Source organism: Novosphingobium sp. Gsoil 351 (assembly GCF_009707465.1).
GTDB lineage: Bacteria > Pseudomonadota > Alphaproteobacteria > Sphingomonadales > Sphingomonadaceae > Novosphingobium.
The window spans coordinates 3,097,536-3,116,521 of record NZ_CP046120.1 but is presented as its reverse complement, the minus strand read 5'-3'; the positions used below and the strand labels follow the sequence as shown (position 1 = coordinate 3,116,521).

Here is an 18,986-nt window from a genome sequence, read left to right as displayed (position 1 = left end):
GGAGAGAACGATGACCCCCGCCGAACGGCGACAGTGCTGGAACGAGCACGGCTTCTTCATCGAGCGCGGGTTGGTCTCGTCGGCCGTCGTCGCGGAAATGGAGCGCGAGGTGATCGGCCAGATCCGTGCCGATCCGCCCGAAAACCACCAGGGCGAGACGCTTTACGCAGCCGGCGCCAACTACGCGATCTTCCCGGAGAAGGTGCCCAGCCCGGGCGCGGTCAACCCCGAGGACAAGATCGCCAAGGTCTTCAACTGCCACGCCGAAGGCGTTGCCCGCGAGGTTGCGGAAAGTCCCGCCATCGTCGCCAGGGTCGGCGAAATCCTCGGCGGCGACCTCGATTGCTTCCAGAGCCAGTTCATCTTCAAGAACCCCGGGGTGATCGGCCAGCCGTGGCACCAGGACAGCTACTACTTCCGCTTCGACCGCCAGCCGCAAGTCGGGGTGTGGGTCGCGCTCAGCCGCGCCACGCTCGACAACGGCTGCCTGTGGGTGCTGCCCGGCTCGCACAAGGACGGGGTGCACGAGCACGTACCCGACCGCCGCCCCGAGGCCAACCGCGCCTACACCGAGATCATCAGCGAAGACGACTCTGCTCGTCAGCCGGCGCTGATGGAGCCGGGCGACGTGCTGTTCTTCCACAGCTACCTGATGCACATGTCGACCGACAACGTGGCGCAAGAGCGCCGCGCGGCGATGGTCTATCACTACGCCCGCGCCGGCACCCGCGCCGAGAACGAGCAGGTCGCCGAGAAGCTCAGCCATGTGAACCGCTGGATCCCGGTGCGCCGGCTGGAGGTGGCGTGATGGGCGCCGCCTACACGGTCCACCCCGAGAGCCGCGGCTTCCGCTGGCAGAACGCCGGAACCGATCTGCGCCGGGTAAGCCCAGAGCAGAAACGCCAGTTCGACGAGCAGGGATGGTTCGTCCTCCGCGACGCTTTCACGCAAGCCGAGCTCGACGCGGTCGAGGCGGCGATCGATCCGCTCGAGCGCGAGCACGACCGCGAGTTGCGCGAGAGAGGCGGTCGCAACGCGATCTCGGCGGCCGACGCGATCACCTTCACCGGGCATATCGTCAAGAAGTCGCCGGTCCTGCGCGCATTCGCCTCGCACCCGGCGATCACCGCAGTCTGTCACGACCTCATCGGCGACGATGTCCGGCTCTACTGGGACCAGTCGGTTTACAAGAAGTCGGGCAAGCCGCAAGAATTCCCGTGGCACCAGGACAACGGCTACACCTTCGTCGATCCGCAGCAATACCTGACCTTCTGGATTCCGCTGGTCGATGTCGACACCGAGAACGGCTGCCCATGGATCGCACCTGGCATGCACAAGCTCGGAACGCTCGAGCACTGGGTGACCCCGATCGGCCTCAAGTGCATCGATGACGTGCCCGACGCGGTCCCGGCGCCGGCCCGGCGCGGCGACGCGATCGTGTTCTCCAGCCTCGCCCCACACCGCACCGGGCCGAACCTCAAGCCCGGGACCGTGCGCAAGGCCTACATCCTGCAGTATGCGCCCGACGGCGCTCAGGCGATCAAGAATGGCGAGCGCGTTCGCCAGGACGATCCCGAGCGGCAGTTTCCTATCCTGGTCGGCGGCGAGCGACCGTGAAGCAGGAAGCCCTCGACCGCTACGCCGAAGCCTTCCGCCGCGACGGCTTCGTCCAAGTGCCGGGCGTGCTGACCGCGGACGAGCTCGCGCGCTATGGCGCAGCGGTCGACGAGGCGGTTACGACGCGCAAGGCCGGCGACACCCGCAGGCTCGACGAGAAGACGCCCTACGAGCAGTCGTTCCTGCAGTGCCAGTACATCTGGGAGGACTTTCCCGGCGTGCGCGGGCTGACCTTCCATCCCAAGATCGGCGAGCTGACCGCGGCGCTGCTCGGAGCGAGTAAGGTCCGCCTGTGGCACGACCAGGCGCTCTACAAGGAGGCCGGCGGGCGCGAGACCGAAGCGCACCAGGACCAGCCCTACTGGCCCATCGCCGAGCGCGACACCGCGACCGTTTGGATCCCGTTCGCGGCGACCAGCGACGCTACCGGATGCATGGGCTATATCCCCGGCAGCCACCACGATGAGGCCGACTTCGTCGATATCTTCAACACGCCCGGCGACTCCAGCCGATTGCGGGAACGCTACGCCGACCGCCCGCCGGTTTACGTCCACTGCGAGCCGGGCGACGTGATCTTTCACCACGGCTTCACCACCCACATGGCTAAGGCCAACCGTTCCGGCGACACCCGCCGAGTCTACACCGCGATCTACTTCGCCGACGGCTCGCACCGCCACGGCGAGCGCGCGCATCCTAGCGTCGACCGCGACGCCATCCCGGTCGGCGGAGTGATCGATGGCGGGGCGACCCCGGTGACCTGGCCGCTCGAGGGCGGGCGCATTCCAGAGCCCGAGCCCTGGCCCGATGCCGCGGGCCTCGAGTGGCGCGAACGGGCCGAGCGTCTGGGCATCATCCCCAAGCGCGCATGAGCCTTCAGCGCGTCACCCAGAGCGGATCGCTGTTCCTCGATGCGAGCGGCGCGCAGATGACGCTGCGCGGGGTCAACCTCGGCGGCGACAGCAAGGTCCCCTACCCCGATGGCGGCACCCAATTCCCCAGTGACTTTGCCGACCACCGCGAGGTCTCGTTCATCGGCCGGCCGTTTCCGTTGGCCGAGGCCGACGAGCACCTCGCGCGGATCGCTCGTTGGGGCTTCAACACGTTGCGCCTGCTGACCACCTGGGAAGCGGTCGAGCACGCTGGGCCCGGGCTCTACGACGACGTCTATCTCGACTACTTCGCCGAAGTCGCGAGACTTGCCGGCGAACACGGGCTCTACCTGTTCGTCGACTTCCATCAGGACGTGTGGAGCCGGATGACCGGCGGCGACGGCGCGCCTGGGTGGATCTTCGAGTCGGTCGGGCTCGACTTCACCGCATTCGCCAGCGCCGAGGCCGCGCACGTCATGCAGGCGCGCTACGACTATACGAGCACGGAAAAGCGCCAGGCGACCTATCCGCAAATGAGCTGGGGTTCGAACTACCGCCTGCCCGCCAACGGCGTGATGTGGACGCTGTTCTGGGCCGGGCGCTGGGTGACGCCGGATTTCACGATCGACGGCGAGAACGTGCAGGACTTCCTCCAGGGCCACTACCTCGGCGCAATGGACGCGGTCGCCCAGCGTTTGGCGCACATGCCGCATGTGCTCGGTTTTGACACGCTAAACGAGCCCGGGCTCGGCTGGCTGGCCCAACCGCTCAGTTACCGCCATCTCGCTGCCAGCGCCGCCAACCCCGAGCGGCCGCGGATCGGCCCTGCGCTCGCGCCGCTCGATGCCCTCGCCCTGGCTCGCGGCTGCGCCGTCTCGGTGCCGGTGCTGACGCGTCAGGAGGACGGCTCGGCGGCGCCGACCGACGAACGGGTGTTCAATCCCGATCGCGTCTCGATCTGGCGTGACGGCACGACTTGCCCGTTCGAGGCGGCAGGCGTCTACCGGCTCGAAGGCGGCGCTCCGGTCGCGCTTCGCGAAGACGCCTTCACCGCGCGCAACGGCCGCAACGTGAAGCTCGACGACGACGTGTTCGCGCCGTTCTATGCACGCGTCGCCGAGACCATCCGCCGCCGCCAACCGGCGTGGTCGGTATTTGCCGAAATGGATGCCTTCGCCCACGCGGCGGGCCGTCTTTTCCCACGCGAGTTGCCCGAACGCGTCGTCAACGCCAGCCACTGGTATGACGTCCGAACGCTCTATCTCAAACGGTTCGAGCCGAGGGACGGGCTCGAGGCGACCGCAGCACGATTCCGCGACGAGCTTGGCGGGATCGCGTCCGCGGCCGACGCCTTCCCCGGCGGCGCGCCGACCCTGATCGGTGAGTTCGGGATACCTTACGATCTTGCCGGCGGGGCCGACTACGCCCGCTGGGCCGCGGGCCAACGCGACAGCTTGTGGCCGCAACACGAAGCCGCGCTCGACCTGATGTACGACGCTATCGACGCGCTCGGGCTACATTCGACCCAGTGGAACTACACTGCGAGCAACCGCAACGATTTGCGCATCGGCGACAACTGGAACCAGGAGGACCTGTCGATATTCTCGGCCGATCAGATCGACGATGCGCGTCACCCCGACGCTGGCGGCCGCGCGCTCGGCGGGTTTTGCCGACCTTACGCGCCGCGGGTCCAGGGCCGCACCGCGTTGGTGTCGTTCGACCGCGACAGCGGCCGCTTCGAGTTGCGCTTCACCGCCGACGCGAGCATCGCCGGCGCGACAGTGATCTATGCTCCGCGCGTACAGTACCCGGATGGCTGGGTTGTGCGCTTCGAGGGCGTTCCCGCCGAGATCGTCCGCGACGATGCGCGCCAGCGGATCGCGTTGCGCGCGCTCAGCTCTGGCGAGGCGGTGTTGACGCTCGAGCGGCCGCCAGCCGACCCGCTTTAGATAGCAGCCACGTTCCGGCGGCGCGCCGGACGCGTCTCGGCGCGATCGAGTGCCTGGTGGATCGAATCCCGCATCGGCTGGGCACTGGCGAAGTATTCTCCGATCAACGCGATCGCGCGCGGCTTGTCGCGGGCCAGCGCGGCCTCCACGATCGCGCGATGCTCGACGCCAACGTCGCGTCCAGCATCGTGCGCGAGCTCGGCGAATAGATTTACGTAGCGCTCGACTCTAAAGCCGATGTCGCCGAGCAGCTGCAACATCAGGGGCGAGTTGCAGCCCGAAAGAAGCTGCCCGTGCAGCTCCCAATAATTGCGTTGCCACAGCTCGCGCACCCCGGGATCGCCGTCGGGCGCGACCGGTTGGACTTTCGCCGAGCGGTGCAACTGGACGACGACGCGCTCCTCCCAAGCCTCGTCCCCGAACTCCATCGCCATCCCCAGAGTCAGCTTGTAGAGCCGCTGGTAGACATCGAGCACGTCGTCGTAGTCGTCGCGCCCAACCGGCGCCACACGATACCCCTTGAGATGCTCATGGATCACCAGGCCGCTCGACGAGAGCAGGAGGATCGCCTCTCGCACCGGGCTGTGGCCGATCCCGTAGAACTGGACGAGCTGCTCGACCTTTAGCCGCTCCATCGGCGCAAAGACCCCCGGACGATGTCACGGCGCAACCAGAATGTCGCGGCCTTGGACGGACTACGCTCGGGATCGAACGGCCCGCAAAGCGCTGTGTCGCGAAATGTCGAAATAGATGGAATGGCGGTTGGCACGCCCGTTCTCTATGCGATTGGCCCGGAAGAGCAATGAAAGTTAGCCATTCGTGGCGCAATCGTTTCGGCGGCAAAGGCATGTCTTTGCACATCAGGGGCCGCTTGCAGTCAGGCGGCTTTTAGCGAGAAAGCAAGCCAAGCTGACTTTGCAAAGTGCGGGTGTGATGCTGCAAGCCTCAGACGCCGATGAAGGAAGAAGAGGCTCAGGAGGCGCACGCTGCGCGGCATGCTCGGCATTTGCGAACTCTAAAGCTCGCCGCGCTGCGTCGCCGGCTCAAGCGCACCGCGCAGACGGTGTGCCGACCGTTATGCGTTGGCGGGACGATCGACCCTACCACGCGCGACCGGATGCCACCAGGACGGCGCTGCAGTCAGAAAGGCTCCCCCGAACGCCTGGTCGGCTAACTCGACTGGGGAGTTTGTGAAGGCACCTCCAAGCTAACGGTCGCTGATCGAAATGGGTCCAAAGCTCAAACCAGCCGGCACATCGCGCCAAACCCGCAGGATCAGCTGCTTTCGCGCCGCGAGTTCGGCAATTCCCTCGCAGGATTGTCTTTGCGCGTGTAGTCGAAATGCCACGTTGCCGCGTCGGCCCCGGGCAAGGACGAGCTATCATGAAACGGGTGTGGCTGGCTGTACCGATGTTCTCGCTTCTGGTTGCTGCCCTGCCCGCCTGGGGTGCAAGCGATCCCCGGCTCGAAAGGCTCACGCTGTGCCGGGACTCATGGCTGGAGTGGAAGAACACCGACCCTTCCGCGTTGGACAGCTTCGGCGCCTTCCTTCGCTCAAACTTTAAACACAACGACAACGAGGCATTTATCACGCCGACGTCGGCCATGATCGTCGATGGGCTGAAAGTCGTCCAGGTGTTCCCGGGGAGCCTGGGCATGGGCCTGGGATTTTCCGTTGTGGTCGATGCGTCATTCGACGTGACGAGACTGGCCATGGAGCGAGATCTCGGCAAACCGCTGCGTGAGTGCGAAGCAGGCGAAGGCATGCGGACTTGCGAGCTGTCGATCGCCGAGCAGAGGACGGTGATGATCGCGGCCAACGATCCGCCGAACGACAAGACGACCTTGATCGGTTGCTACTACTATTACGAGAAGTAGGCGACCGTCCTGATCTGCGATCATCAAAGACACCATGGTTGAGGGACGTTGGATTCCGCGGAGGGAGCCGGTTCAGAAAGTCCGGAATCTAGCTCCTAATGGACTGAAGCGGACGCGAACTCTGCGGCTATCGAACTACGGAGCCACTAGGCGATAGCCAACCGCGGGCTCATTTAGAATGAGCTCGGGCCGCGCGGGGTCGGCTTCCAGCTTTTGCCTCAGCGCGCGGATAGCGACGCGAAGATAGTCGATCTGGTCTTCGCGGGCGGGACCCCACACGACGCGGAGCAGGTGAACGTGACTGAGCACCCTTCCCACGTGCTTGGCGAGCTCGGCAAGGACCGAATACTCCTTCGGGGTAAGATGGACTTCCTCGCCGCCCTTCCGCACCGATCGTCGGTGCAGGTCGATCGTCAGCGGACCGATTGCAAGCGGCTCCAGCTCTTCACCAGAACCCAGATTGGCGAGGTTGTCGACATAGCGGCCGAGCTGCGCTGCTTCGTTGGCGACGCTCGCGACAATCGCCTTGTCGCTGGTGCCGGCCCGCCTCAGCGCGCGCCCAGAGGCCGCGATCGCGTTGATCCGGGGTTTGATGTCCTCGCCGATCGAGGAAAGCAAGGCCGAGCGCAGCTTGTCGCGCTCGCGCAACGCATCGACCTCGCGCGCTTCGCGCTCCAGCCGGGCGCGTTCCAGCGCCAGCGCGACCTGGTCGAGCAAATTGCCGAGCAAGGCGACCGTCCCGTCGGCTATCGGCGGAGTTCCATCCGTTCGGGCCAACCCGGCCGCTGCGATCACGCGCTGGTCCGACGCGATCGCGCGGAACTGCCAGTCAGCGAGGTCGAGCTTACGGACCCCGCGACCGGCGGGCTCACCAGTGGCCAATGTTACCGCGGCAGCCGCAAGATCGCTGGGGGCGAGCGCGACCCCAAGTGGAATCGACGCCATCAGCCGAGGCTGGGCATCCGCCGCGACAAGCGCTACCTGGCAGCCGAACAAAGCCGCCAGCTCGTCGACTGCGACTTGCGCGATGTCATCCTCGTCGACGGACGAAAGCAGCCGCCGCGCAAACCCGGCGATCGTCGCGTTGCGCGCGGCATGTGCCGCCGCGAGCCGAGCCTGGTAGCGCAACATCCCGGCAAGCTGACTGGTAACGACCGCTACCGCGAACAGTACCGCTACCGTCACCACATCGGCGGGCCGGTGGATCAGGAAGGTTCGCAAAGGCGCTGTGAAATAGTAGTTATAGGCCAGCGCCGAGGCGACTGCGGCGGCCAGCGCGGGCCACAGTCCGCCAAGGACGGCAGTCGAGAGCACCGCCGGAATGTAGAGCAGCACCACCGGCTCATTGCCCCAGCGCGCCGCGATGAGCAGCCCGGCGATGGTCGCAACCGCCACGGCAAGCAGCCCGCCGACAAATCCTTTGACGTGGACGGCGAGCGCAGACCCGCGGTCGTGGATCACGAATTCTTCCAGCTTCATGTCGGCAAAGTGCGCCCAGTTGCCTGCCGCGTCGAGGGATTGAACGCGCCCTTCACGAGAATCCACATGGAATCTTTATGATGGTCGGGCCCAAGTCGCAGCAATGGCCACAGTCACCAATTCGCCGCCGATGGACGCCACCGCTTCCACGACACATAGTCAGAAGGACAGCCTTCCCGTCCTGATGATTGGCGCGATCGGAGTCGTCTACGGCGACATCGGTACCTCGCCGCTCTACGCGCTGAAGGAAAGCTTCATCGGGCCCCATCCGTTGGCGATAGACCGGCTGCATATTTTCGGCGTTCTCAGCCTGATCTTCTGGTCGCTGATGTTGATCGTCACGGTGAAATACGTGGCGGTCGCGATGCGCGCAGACAATCGCGGCGAGGGCGGATCATTCGCGCTGTTAGCGCTGATGTCGCGGCATCTCGAGGGAGGACGATGGACCGCATCGCTGGTCATGCTCGGGGTGCTTGCCGCCTCGCTATTCTACGGCGACGCGATGCTCACGCCAGCGATCTCGGTGCTCTCCGCGGTCGAGGGGCTGACCATCGTCGAGGTGCGTCTCGCCCCATTGGTGCTTCCGATATCCGTTGTCATCCTGATCGCGCTATTCCTCATCCAGGCTCGCGGCACGGCCAAAGTCGGAGCGTTGCTCGGGCCGGTGGTGCTGATATATTTCGCGACCCTGGCGACGTTGGGCGTGGCCAACATCGCTATGCATCCGGAAATCCTCGGCATCCTCAATCCGTACTGGGTGTTCGCGTTTTTCGACTACGATCCGCGGCTCGCTTTCCTGGCAATGGGCTCGGTATTCCTCGCGGTGACCGGGGCAGAAACGCTTTACGCCGACATGGGCCACTTCGGGCGCAAGGCTATCGGGCTCAGCTGGCTCACTCTGGTATATCCCTGCCTGATGCTCAACTACATGGGCCAAGGCGCGCTACTGCTTGAGACCCCAGCCGCGGTCGAGAACCCGTTCTACCTGATGGCGCCGGAATGGGCTCGGCTGCCGCTGGTGCTGATTGCGACCGCCGCCACTATCATCGCCAGCCAGGCGGTGATCTCGGGTGCCTTCTCGGTCACTCATCAAGCTGTCCAGCTCGGCTTCCTACCGCGGCTGCGCACGCTCCACACCAGTGAGAAGGCCGCAGGCCAGATCTACATCCCGGCGATCAACTGGGGCCTGCTGATCATGGTGCTCTTGCTAGTGCTCGGATTCCGAGAATCGACCCGCCTCGCCTCGGCCTATGGCATCTCGGTGGTCGGCACGATGCTGATCACCACCGTCATGCTCGGCTTCCTGGTGTTCCAGGTGTGGCGCTGGAACCGCTGGCTGGCGAGTGCCACCATCGGTATCTTCCTTGCGGTCGACGCGCTCTACTTCGCTTCAAATATCACCAAAATCCCCGACGGCGGCTGGTTCCCGCTGGTTGTCGCAGGCGGCTTGTTCACGATCCTCACGACCTGGGCGACCGGGCGCAAGCTGATGCGCGCGCGACTGGAGGAGACCGCGATACCGCTGACGGTGTTCATCAAGTCGGCCCGTTCAGCGTACCGCGTGAGTGGGACCGCAATTTTTCTTTCCGCCACGCCCGACAGTATCCCTTCGGCATTGCTCCACAATCTAAAGCACAACCAGGTCATGCACGAGCGCGTGCTAATCTTGACTGTTGCGGTTGGCGAAGTGCCGTTCGTTGAGTCCGCACAGCGAATCGAGGTGCACGGCGCCGGTGACGGGTTTTACCAGGTCGTCCTGCACTACGGGTTTATGCAGGAGGTCGATATTCCCCGTGACCTCTCCGCGATCGACTGCATCGGCGGCCCGTTCAATAGCATGACCTCGAGCTTCTTCCTCGGTCGGCAGAAGCTGATCGCCTCGAAGGAGCACCCGGGCATGGCGCTGTGGCGCGAACGGCTGTTCGCATGGATGACCAAAAGCTCCGAAAGCGCGATGGAGTTCTTCAGGCTGCCGACCAACCGCGTGGTCGAGTTGGGCAGCCAACTGCAGATTTAGACCGGGCGGGGGCCGGGAGTGGCCTGTCTGGTTCTGGATTAGAATGGGGCCAAGCTGCCCTACGGCGCTCGCATCACCAAGTCCCCCCGAGTTAAATCCGAAAGTAGGGCCTCAAGTCATACCGTGCGCAGCTGGGATTGGCGAAGGAGAACCGGCAGGAACTGCGATCAGAGTATCCTCGGCTTCACCTGCCTGAACGCGTGCAAGCAGCGCTTCGGGATCGTATGCGACCCCAACCGGATTGTCCGCGAATGCAGAAGACCTCATGAGGGCCGTTGCCTCCTCCACGGTCCCGCAGTCGACTTGGAACTCCATCCGGTTCCCGTCGGGATCTGCGTAGTAGAGCGACAAGGTGGTCTGATGATGGACCGGCCAATAGGGGGTGATCGCGTTGCGCTTGAGACGCGCATATGTGTCCATTAGGTCGGCAACGGTCGCGTAGGTGTAAGCGACGTGATTGACGCCGATCTCGCCTCTCGCATCACGCGGGGTGTCGCCCGGTTTTAGTACGTCGAGGTTGGCAAACGCGAAGCGGTGATGCTCGTCGTCGTAGGTAAGAAACGCGAGCGCGGGGTTTTCGTAGACGACCTCAGCCTCGAAAACATCTCGGTACCAGGCGATCATCTCCTCGAACCGGCGCGTCTGATAGACGACATGCGCGAACTTCACCGGCTTCACCATGGCTGCCTCCCCAAACACGGTGATCAAGAGGCCACGGGGTCTGCGACCAACCCCCGTAGTCTAGTCGCAACGTGAGTCGACCTTAGCAGCTAGTCCCGGTGAGGTCGCGCTAATATCCCGCGCGCTTCAGTCGCTTATGGGGCCGGAAGGGGAATGACCGCTCAGGAGGCCCAACCTAGGATTCTCGCCATTCAGACTTTGCGGGCATTCGTCTCGCAGAACGGGGGATGGTTGGGCTGACGCTTGCCTGACGGCGGGCTGTAGGTAGGTTCGCTGCAGATGGCGGATGCGGTCAAAATATATGACGATCAAGCAAGCCGCCTCGCGGCGCGATACGAACAAATGTCTTCCGACGAAGCCTTGCCGGGTATCATCGAGCTTCTGCGTCCAACCGGCCCATTGCGTGTTGCGCTGGACGTCGGCGCCGGCTCAGGGCGCGATGCCATCTGGCTATCCTCGCAAGGCTATGAAGTCGTGGCCGTGGAACCCTCTTCGGGGATGCGAGCCGAAGCACAGCGCTTCCATGGCGGAGCGCGGGTTCGCTGGGTCGACGATCGGCTGCCAAGCCTGAGCAAGGTGCACAAGCTCGGCCTGGCCTTCGACGTGATCTTGCTCTCAGCCGTCTGGCAACACGTCGCGCCGACTGACCGTCCGCGTGCATTCCGGAAACTGGTCACTCTCCTCAAACCAGGCGGAATCCTGGCAATGACCTTGCGCCACGGTCCCGCTCCGCCCGATCGCCCGATGCACCAGGTCTCCCTCGGCGAAGTGGAAGCACTCGCGCGAGTATCGGGTGTCGAAGTCCTCCGCGTATTCGAGCAAGCCGACGTCCAGGTGCGCGACGAGGTGAACTGGACGTCGGTGGTCCTGCGAATGCCGGACGACGGCGCTGGCGCCCTTCCACTTATCCGCGGCATCGTTCTCGGCGACGATAAGTCCTCTACCTACAAGATCGCCCTGTTGCGTTCGCTCGCGCTCATCGCCGAGCTGGCTCCCTCAGCGGCGATCCCGGCGGTCGACGAGCTCGACGCCGTCGACGTCCCGCTCGGTCTTGTCGCGCTTTACTGGGTAAGGATGTATCTGCCGCTCGTCCGGGTGGGACTACCGCAAGCGCCGAAGAACCATGGTCCGGACGGACTAGGGTTCGCCAAGGCAGGATTTCGCGCCTTGCTGGCGGACCGAATGCCCGCACAAGATCTGCGCGTCGGGGCGACGTTCACTTTCGAGCGCGGAAGCAATGTGAGGGCGGCGATCGGCGATGCGGCCAGAACGATTGCGACGATGCCCGCTAACTTCATCCGCTTCCCGAACTCCGACAGACGGGTCTTCGAAATCCGCAAGGTGCGGCCGCAGCGCAGTGCAGCAACTCTGGAACTTTCTCTCGAGACCTTGTCGGATTGGGGTTCGCTGCGGGTGCCGGGCCACATCTGGCGGGCTTTGTCCCGGCTCGGGGTCTGGGTCGAGCCCGTGCTCGTGAGCGAATGGGGCCGGCTGGTTCGCGGCTATGCGGATAGGATGGGTGGGCTTGTGCCCGCCGATGCGATCGATCGCCAGCTGGCGTGGGAAGAGCCGGTGCGCAGCACGTCGATGGGCAAGGAGGCCAGCCAGCGTCTCGCAGCTGGCGGCACGAGTCTGCGCTGTGTCTGGACCGGCGTACCGCTCTCGTCGTCGCAGCTCGACATCGATCACTGTTTCCCCCTGGGCCGCGTGGCCATGCGGCGACCTTTGGAACCTGGTCCCAAGCCACAGGCGGGTGAACCAGCACCAAAAAGGGGCTCGCATGCCTAGCGCCGAGGTCCTCGCTGGAGCCCGGGAACGCATCGTCGATTGGTGGACGGCCGCCTGGCTCCACACGCCCGTGCTGCGAGAGCGCTTCGGTCGCGAAGTTGTCGTCGCCCTACCCGTCGAAGACGCCAACGATCTCGATCAGGTCTTCGCCGGGTTGGAGTGGCGACGGCTACGTTTGCGCCAAGACCAGGAACTGACCGAATGGGGCGGAGCCGCAATTGCGGCCACCGCTTAATTGGATGCCGCCAATCTCAAGCGCAGCTTCCCAGTCGCGGGTGTGAGCCCAGGGTGGCGCTCGATCGTCTTCAAATCGCCGTTTTGGTGACTGGCAGTAGCTGCGATTAGCGAAGCGCCGAGCGCCTTAGCCTCATACATGAGCTCATCCGCTGCGCACAGTTCAGTATCGATTGATCGAGGGCCAGGCGGCAGGATCAACGCTCCGACGCTGCAGCGCAGAGGCCATTTGGTCCCGGGAACGGTGTTCATACCCGCATGTAGCCGGGTAGCCACTGATTTGGCAGCCTCTTCGTCTTTGACCTGCAAGTAGATAGCGAACTCATCGCCACCAAGGCGGGCGAACTTGTCGCCCTTGCGGATCATCTGCAGCACGCGCTTCGAGAATAGGTGCAGGCCCTCATCGCCCGCACGATGCCCTTGCCGGTCATTGAGCTTCTTCAGCCCATCCAGGTCAGCGTAAGCGAGGAGAGTCCAACTGCGCGACTCCTTCATGTCAGAGGCAAGCTCAAAGAAGCCCTGTCGGCTGAGCGCACCTGTAAGCCGATCAGTGCGAGCGAGCCGCCACTCAGCCTCGTATGCTCCTCGGAGCTTCGCGGCGACGGCCACTACGGCTAGCACCATGACGACCCGCATGGCCATGTTCCACGCCGCCGCAAGCGCTCCGTACGGATAAACCTGATAGCCATTTGCTGCGATGCTGATTGCTAAGCAGGCGCACCCGGCGAAAACGGCTGTACGCGAGCCTAAACACCATGCCGAAGTCGCAATGATCAGCAGATAAGCTGGACCAAACCAAATAGCGCCGGTGAAGACGTCCGCCAATGCCACTACGGCGAAGGAGGGGGCAATCAGCTTCCAAGCGCCGCGGCCCTCGATGCGGAGGGGCCAGGGACGCTTCGCGGATCGACCCTCGCTGGTGAGTTTTGATCGACGCTCAAAAGCTGATCCCATCGCAGCAGCTAGACGTGCCAGCGATAATTCGAGGTGAAGGATCGGTACGGGTAATTGCGTAACGCTCGGTGAGGTTGTGACAAAGACAGCCAAGATCGCGAGGAAGGATATCGCTGACCGTAATCCGCCACCAACTTGCTCTCCGCAGACCGCCCAGGGGGCCTCAGTGGCGCAGAACTGCGCGGTTCCAGCCAGTCGGTAAAATCCTTCTATATCAATGAGTTATGAGTGGCGGAGCGGGAGTCCCCGAAGCAACCTTGATTTCATTCGAAATGTCTCATCGGTCATACGTTCGGTCATAATTGCGGCGATCGTCAGAGTTTTAAAAATCAATGGCTTAGCGTTCTCGCGGATGACGCTTGGGCGACGTCAGCGAGCCTATCGCTCCTCGAGCATCCAGCGGGCTATCGTTGACAAATCGACGTTGGCCGAGGTCAATGCGCTGCTGGTGGAGGCTGGGCTCCCGCCACTTTCTTGAGTGGCCCGCGTTGGGCTGAGCGAAGTCGAAGGCGGGCCTTCGTCCTACGGCCAGTCATCCCGCTACGACTGTCGATGCACCGCCTTGCCATGCGGCAACGCTCCGGAAAAACAGGCAAGCAGTCTTTGTCTAACAGCAGATAGACTTTTAACATTAGCAGTGTTAGATACGTCTCCTGATGTTAGAAACGAGCGATTCTGTGGATCTTGATGGCTTGGCGAAAGCCGCTGAAGACTATGTCGCGCGCGCATTCGGGGCAACGCTTAAACTCAAGGGGATCAAACCCAAGAGCTTACCTCACTTCGTGCTGGACCAGTATCGCTTGTGGGAAGGTGATCTTTTGGGACGTGCCACCGTGCTCGCGGCCGTGCGCGATCGCCGCACGGGAACAGGCGCGACAGCGAATTTCGTCAAGCACCGTGACCTTATCCAGCGCGAAACCGGCGCGGCGTCCGTACTCTTGCTGCTCGGCCGAACGACAAACGCGATCCGCCATCAGCTTATCGATCGGAAAATCGCGTTTTTGGCGCCCGACGCCCAACTTTATGTGCCCGAAGCTCTGCTCGACGTGCGCGAGCGAAGCCAGGCAAGGGAACCGCTACGAATCGATGCGAACCACCTCTCGCCAACGGCACAGGTTCTTGTCCTCGCAAACCTCCTAGGCAAAGACGCTCGCGACGTCAGCCTCACCGAGCTCGCCGACCGCTTTGGTTCCTCGGTCATGAGCATGAGTCGTGCGGCGGACGAGCTGGAAGCGCGTAAAATAGCCAAGGCGCATCATGTGGGACGAAGACGGCAACTCAACATCGCGGCGGCCGGTGTCGACCTTTGGAGCTTGGCGCAACCTTATCTGCGAAACCCGATCCGCAAGGTTCGACGTCTGGCCGGGCCGGCACCTGCCGACCTCGGCTTGCTTGCCGGAGAGAGCGCGCTCGCCGAACTCACGATGCTCGGGAGGCCCCGCATCGAACGCAAGGCCGTCCCGGCAGCGCACTGGAAGCAGCTCTCGAGCGGAATCGCGCTCCGGCCCGCCGGGCCGTTTGACGATCCCCATTTCGAGGTCGAGACTTGGGCTTACGACCCTTGCGTCCTCGCTAGCGGAAGGACGGTCGATCCGCTCTCTCTCTACTTGACGATGCGCGATCATGCCGACGAACGGACCGCCCAGGCCGCTGACCAGCTGTTGGAGCAGTTCGCATGGTAGTGGGCGTCGACCGATTTCGCGCGCATTTTGCTGCGCACGAATACCAGTTCGTATTGATCGGCGGGGCTGCTTGCGAGCTCATTTTTGACGAAGTCGGTTTGGGTTTCCGAGCGACCAAGGATCTCCACATCGTGCTGCACTGCTACCCAACCTTGGACCACTCTGGTCTAGAGTTTTCCGCCTGGCCCAGGTCCGGGAGGCTGGTGGCCCCGGCCGGGTTTGCCAGCATGATCGGAGGGATATTCCCGATCGCGCTGTGCGGTCGCTCAAGCGGTCCCTTTCGGACCCGAATACGTCAACGAGGAAGAACTCGGCCTCAAGACCGAGGCGTTCGACCGCCGGCTGCGTTTCAACCTCGCGGCCTACTATGACAAGGTCTCGAACGCGCAGCGCTCGGCGATCGTCGCTTCGGTGATCAACGGCGTGCCGGTCAACAACACGCTGGTCAGCAACGCCGCCAAAGTGACCAACATCGGGTTCGAGGCCGAACTCACCGCAAGGCCGATCCCGCATCTGACGCTGAGCGCGAACACCGGCTACGTCCATCCCAAGTACGACAGCTTCATCGACGCGACCGGCACCGACGTGCGGAACCAGCGGATCATCTTCGTGCCGCGCTGGACCTACGCGCTTTCGGCGCAATACGAGCACGAGCTCAGCGACCGCGTGTCGTTTACGGGAAGCGTCGATTACAGCTGGACCGACACGTTCGCCGCCGACCGCTGCGTGGCGACTGGCCCCGTCTCTTGCTGGACCAGCACGGCGGTCGACATGAACGGCCTGACCGCGGCGCAGATCGGCCAGAACATCGTCGATGCAACGACGATCAAGGCCGCGGGCATCTTCAACGCGCGGCTGACATTCGGTCTCGACGACGACAATTACCGCCTGTCGCTGTGGGGCCGCAACCTGACCGACAACCGCGATCCCTTCCAGGCGACTTATCTCAACGCCAACCCGCGCAACTACGTCGGCGGCTACATCCGCGATCCGGCGACTTACGGCGCTACAGTTGCAGTGCGCTTCTAACGGACCTGCAAGAACACTCCAGGGGGCCATGCGCGAAATGAGATCCGCGCGTGGCCTCCCCGCTCGACCCAACTGTCCGGGATGACGTGCTGAGCGCATTGCGGCTCATTCCGGCTGGGATGCCTCGAAGTCCCGGCGCCCGCGCCGGGCCGCTCCGAACCGCAACTGCCGGACAGTGCGGCCCGGCGAGTGTTCCCAGAATGCCGTCTTGGCAACGAGCGAGCAAATCGAAGCGCTCGGTGGCATGCCGCCACCTAGCCCACGCCGTGGTCCTTGCCCGCGTGACATCCCAATCGAGCACCTCCAGACGGAAAGTTACTCGTTCGAGCGGTGCGCAAGCCAACCGACTGCCCCGCGGCGTCAGCGAAAAGTCGCGAGGTTGCGCTCGAACTCGGCAATCTGCCCGGCAATCAGCGCCCCGGGCGGGTCGAAGCCGTCGAACCGCTCGTAAAGCGGCCGGACGATCGCGCCGACCACAGCGGCCAGATCCTGCTCGATCGCGGCGGCATCGGTCAGCGCGACGAGATCGACGCTGTCGGAGCGGGCCCGGTGCCGTTCGTCGAGCGCAAGGCGCAAGGCCGGCTTGGCCCAGCTGATCAGTTCGCGCCCGGCGAGGCCGGCATAACGCCCGACAAAGCGGATCGCTCCTTCCCCTGCGCCGAGCTGGCGAGCAAGCCAAGCGGCGTGGCGCAGCACTTCGGCGGTGCGCCAGATCGGCAGGGTGAGGTCGAAGAAGCTACCGGCGTCGAGGTCGCGGCCGTCCTCCTGAAACCCTCGCCGGAGATAGGCGCTGCCGTCGCGGGTGATCTGCCAGAAGTCGCTCGACGCGGGATCGTTGAACACCCGGTCCGCTTCGGGCCGACCCAGCCAGCATTCGAGCAAGCCGTCGTGGAAGCCCGGCTTGATGGACTCCTTTGTGGGCACCCAGAACGGCGTCCATCCCGAGGTTTTGGGCGCGCGCGCGAGGATGTCCTTTAACCGGGTCAGCGAGGGTGGGTTCTCGACCCCCTCGATCGCATAGGCCTGCTCGCTGTGCCCGAGCGGCTGGCGCGAGGGATGGTCGTCATCGAGCCTGGCGACCAGTTCCTTAAAGCGGTTGCGTGCGTCGTGGACGAACGACTGCAGGCTGTCGGATCGGCCCGGCTGGACGAACAGGCCGAGCGCGTCGAGGATTGCGATAAGACGCTCGAACCGGAGGTTGATCTCGCCCTGCTCGAACGCGACCACCGTCGGCCGGCTCACGCCGGCGAGCGTCGCCAGCTGCGCCTGCGTCAGGCCTTCCTGCTTACGGCGGCGGACTGCCTCGTCGACGGTCGCGCGCCAGTCGATCGGCCATTGGGTCATACCAGGAACCTCGCTGCGTTCTCGCGCACGATGTCGCGGTAGCGGATGCGGAAGTCGTGGGGCTGGACGTTGCCCGCAACCTCAAGCGTCTTGGCAGCCGCGAGCGCCTTGGCCAGCGCATCGATAGACCGCGCCACTTCCTGGGACGGCAGTCCGATCGCGGCGCCGAGCCGTTCGACTTGTGCGCGATCGAGCGTATCGAACGCCCGCCTGGCGCCGTCGATCTCGAGGGCCGCGGTGCGTTCGTAAGTGGGATAGACGAGCGTGTTGATGAGATCGTAGGCCGGGCTCAGGCGCAGCCCGCCATCGGCGCTTTCCAGCAGCGAGAAGTTCTTGAGGTGGGCATCAGCGTTGCCTAGCACGAGGTTGAAGACGACGAGGCGAAAGTATCGCGCGAGATCGATGCGGGGGCGCGCCGAATGGCGCGCGATCGCGCCCGCGGCTTCTTCGTAGGAGGAGTCATACTTGCCATCGAACTCGCGGCCGCGCGGCTTGCCGAGAATCTGCGCGAAATCCTCGAGCCTGAACTTTTGCTCGCCAGCCCGGTCGAATCGCTCGACTAGCAGCGCGATCTCTTCGATCCCGGCAAGGGTAGCGGGACAGGCCCGGGTGATTTCCGCAGGCCCCAGGACCTCGCGAGCGAGTTCGAGCGAGAGGTGCTCGTTCTGGACGAGCGTCGGCAGGTCTTCGCGGTTGAATTTGGCGATGTGCGTCGCGGGGTCTTCGGTATGGACGCACGGGGCGAACCCTCGCTCGGTGCGATGGGCGAGCAGCTTTTTCTGTACCCCTGAGAGCGTGCGCCCAGGCAACGTGGCGGCTTCCTCGAGCGCATCGGCCCGATGCGGATCGGCGAGCCTGGTGCCGTCGACCGGGACAATGCCGACCGCGCCGATGCAGTCCGCCCCATAGTTGAGGAGCAGCCCGAAATCGTCTTGCGCGGCGGTTCCCCCGGCGCGCGCCTGGCGTCCGCGCAGCCACCCTTCCGGACCCAGGTGTTCGAAGAACGGAATGAGCCCGCCGCGATGGTAATGATCGCGCTGGTCGGCGGGAAGCGCGCAGGCGATCGGCTCCTCCCAGCCTTCGCGGTAGATAAAGCGCGTGTCCGAGCCCAGTTCGCTGAGTTCGCCGGCGGGAGCGCCCTTGAAGGTAACAATGGCGGTACGGTCGGGGATGGCGGAGATCCTGTTAGAGTTCGGTGGCACCCTACCCCATTCTTCATCATAATGTCAATATATGCAGACATTTTGCGTGCGATTTTACGGCAGATGGTCTGGTGAGATAAAAACCCAACATGTCAATTTATGTCGACACAGGTGTGAAAATGGTGCGCTTTTGACAGCCAAAACATAAAATGGAGAGGCGTGACAATCCATCCACCAGAAAGATTGACGCCGCGTTCGACGATGTCCACGAACCCAAAGCGCCAACCCGCAGGGCGCTCCCAACACTTCGTGGCGGGCGTCGA

Annotated in this window: 15 protein-coding genes and 2 pseudogenes; 10 read left to right on the top strand and 7 right to left on the bottom strand. The window is 64.0% G+C overall.

The genetic code is table 11. The features are described 5' to 3' along the window. Positions 1-10 precede the first annotated feature (10 nt). Genes GKE62_RS15095 through GKE62_RS15080 form a run of 4 tightly spaced genes read left to right on the top strand, consistent with a single transcriptional unit; the run spans position 11 to position 4,435 of the window. A complete protein-coding gene (locus GKE62_RS15095; protein ID WP_195908437.1) occupies positions 11-808 on the top strand; it encodes a phytanoyl-CoA dioxygenase family protein in 798 nt (265 codons plus the stop codon). Continuing rightward, positions 808-1,617 carry a phytanoyl-CoA dioxygenase family protein gene (locus GKE62_RS15090; protein WP_154692949.1) on the top strand — a complete coding sequence of 270 codons (810 nt, stop codon included), beginning with the start codon at positions 808-810 and terminating at the stop codon, positions 1,615-1,617. Before GKE62_RS15095 ends, GKE62_RS15090 begins: the two co-directional genes overlap by 1 nt. Then, positions 1,614-2,486: a phytanoyl-CoA dioxygenase family protein gene (locus GKE62_RS15085; RefSeq protein ID WP_154692948.1), complete on the top strand. Its 873-nt coding sequence runs from the start codon at positions 1,614-1,616 to the stop codon at positions 2,484-2,486. Before GKE62_RS15090 ends, GKE62_RS15085 begins: the two co-directional genes overlap by 4 nt. Beyond that, entirely contained in the window at positions 2,483-4,435 is a 1,953-nt protein-coding gene (locus tag GKE62_RS15080; protein ID WP_154692947.1) for a cellulase family glycosylhydrolase, read from the top strand. Before GKE62_RS15085 ends, GKE62_RS15080 begins: the two co-directional genes overlap by 4 nt. Here GKE62_RS15080 and GKE62_RS15075 read toward each other — a convergent pair. Both GKE62_RS15075 and GKE62_RS19470 read right to left on the bottom strand, forming a co-directional pair. Then, entirely contained in the window at positions 4,432-4,911 is a 480-nt protein-coding gene (locus tag GKE62_RS15075) for an FCD domain-containing protein (protein WP_255453614.1), read from the bottom strand. The genes GKE62_RS15080 and GKE62_RS15075 overlap by 4 nt on opposite strands. A 42-nt stretch (positions 4,912-4,953) precedes the next feature. Then, positions 4,954-5,073 (bottom strand): annotated as a pseudogene (locus GKE62_RS19470) (GntR family transcriptional regulator); the annotation flags it as partial. A 745-nt stretch (positions 5,074-5,818) separates the two neighbouring features. Between GKE62_RS19470 and GKE62_RS15070 the strand changes: the two are divergent. After that, the gene (locus tag GKE62_RS15070) at positions 5,819-6,313 is read left to right on the top strand and encodes a hypothetical protein (RefSeq protein WP_154692945.1); all 495 of its coding nucleotides are present in this window, start codon (positions 5,819-5,821) and stop codon (positions 6,311-6,313) included. Between the two features lie 135 nt (positions 6,314-6,448). Here the strand turns inward: GKE62_RS15070 and GKE62_RS19810 are convergent, their stop codons facing one another. After that, entirely contained in the window at positions 6,449-7,858 is a 1,410-nt protein-coding gene (locus GKE62_RS19810; RefSeq protein WP_154692944.1) for a DUF4118 domain-containing protein, read from the bottom strand. 64 nt (positions 7,859-7,922) lie between these two features. Between GKE62_RS19810 and GKE62_RS15060 the strand changes: the two genes are divergently transcribed. Continuing rightward, the gene (locus GKE62_RS15060; protein WP_154693760.1) at positions 7,923-9,809 is read left to right on the top strand and encodes a potassium transporter Kup; all 1,887 of its coding nucleotides are present in this window, start codon (positions 7,923-7,925) and stop codon (positions 9,807-9,809) included. Between the two features lie 111 nt (positions 9,810-9,920). On the opposite strand, the gene GKE62_RS15055 is transcribed toward GKE62_RS15060, so the two are convergent. Beyond that, positions 9,921-10,508 carry a VOC family protein gene (locus GKE62_RS15055; protein ID WP_230207085.1) on the bottom strand — a complete coding sequence of 196 codons (588 nt, stop codon included), beginning with the start codon at positions 10,506-10,508 and terminating at the stop codon, positions 9,921-9,923. A 261-nt stretch (positions 10,509-10,769) separates the two neighbouring features. On the opposite strand from GKE62_RS15055, the gene GKE62_RS18565 reads away from it, so the two are divergent. Both GKE62_RS18565 and GKE62_RS15040 read left to right on the top strand, forming a co-directional pair. Further along, on the top strand, positions 10,770-12,278 hold the full coding sequence (locus GKE62_RS18565) for a bifunctional 2-polyprenyl-6-hydroxyphenol methylase/3-demethylubiquinol 3-O-methyltransferase UbiG (protein ID WP_195908436.1): 1,509 nt from the start codon (positions 10,770-10,772) through the stop codon (positions 12,276-12,278). Further along, positions 12,271-12,513, top strand: coding sequence for a hypothetical protein (locus GKE62_RS15040; protein WP_154692941.1), 243 nt, complete (start codon positions 12,271-12,273; stop codon positions 12,511-12,513). Before GKE62_RS18565 ends, GKE62_RS15040 begins: the two co-directional genes overlap by 8 nt. Here the strand turns inward: GKE62_RS15040 and GKE62_RS15035 are convergent. After that, on the bottom strand, positions 12,510-13,343 hold the full coding sequence (locus tag GKE62_RS15035) for a GGDEF domain-containing protein (protein WP_230206734.1): 834 nt from the start codon (positions 13,341-13,343) through the stop codon (positions 12,510-12,512). The genes GKE62_RS15040 and GKE62_RS15035 overlap by 4 nt on opposite strands. A gap of 815 nt (positions 13,344-14,158) precedes the next feature. Here GKE62_RS15035 and GKE62_RS15030 point away from each other — a divergent pair. Continuing rightward, the gene (locus GKE62_RS15030) at positions 14,159-15,148 is read left to right on the top strand and encodes a hypothetical protein (RefSeq protein ID WP_230206733.1); all 990 of its coding nucleotides are present in this window, start codon (positions 14,159-14,161) and stop codon (positions 15,146-15,148) included. Positions 15,149-15,439: 291 nt separating this feature from the next. After that, positions 15,440-16,177 (top strand): annotated as a pseudogene (locus tag GKE62_RS15025) (TonB-dependent receptor domain-containing protein); the annotation flags it as partial. 360 nt (positions 16,178-16,537) lie between these two features. Here GKE62_RS15025 and GKE62_RS19110 read toward each other — a convergent pair. Both GKE62_RS19110 and GKE62_RS15015 read right to left on the bottom strand, forming a co-directional pair. Then, on the bottom strand, positions 16,538-17,521 hold the full coding sequence (locus GKE62_RS19110; protein ID WP_230206732.1) for a helix-turn-helix domain-containing protein: 984 nt from the start codon (positions 17,519-17,521) through the stop codon (positions 16,538-16,540). Then, a complete protein-coding gene (locus tag GKE62_RS15015; protein WP_154692937.1) occupies positions 17,518-18,723 on the bottom strand; it encodes a type II toxin-antitoxin system HipA family toxin in 1,206 nt (401 codons plus the stop codon). Before GKE62_RS15015 ends, GKE62_RS19110 begins: the two co-directional genes overlap by 4 nt. Positions 18,724-18,986 lie beyond the last annotated feature (263 nt).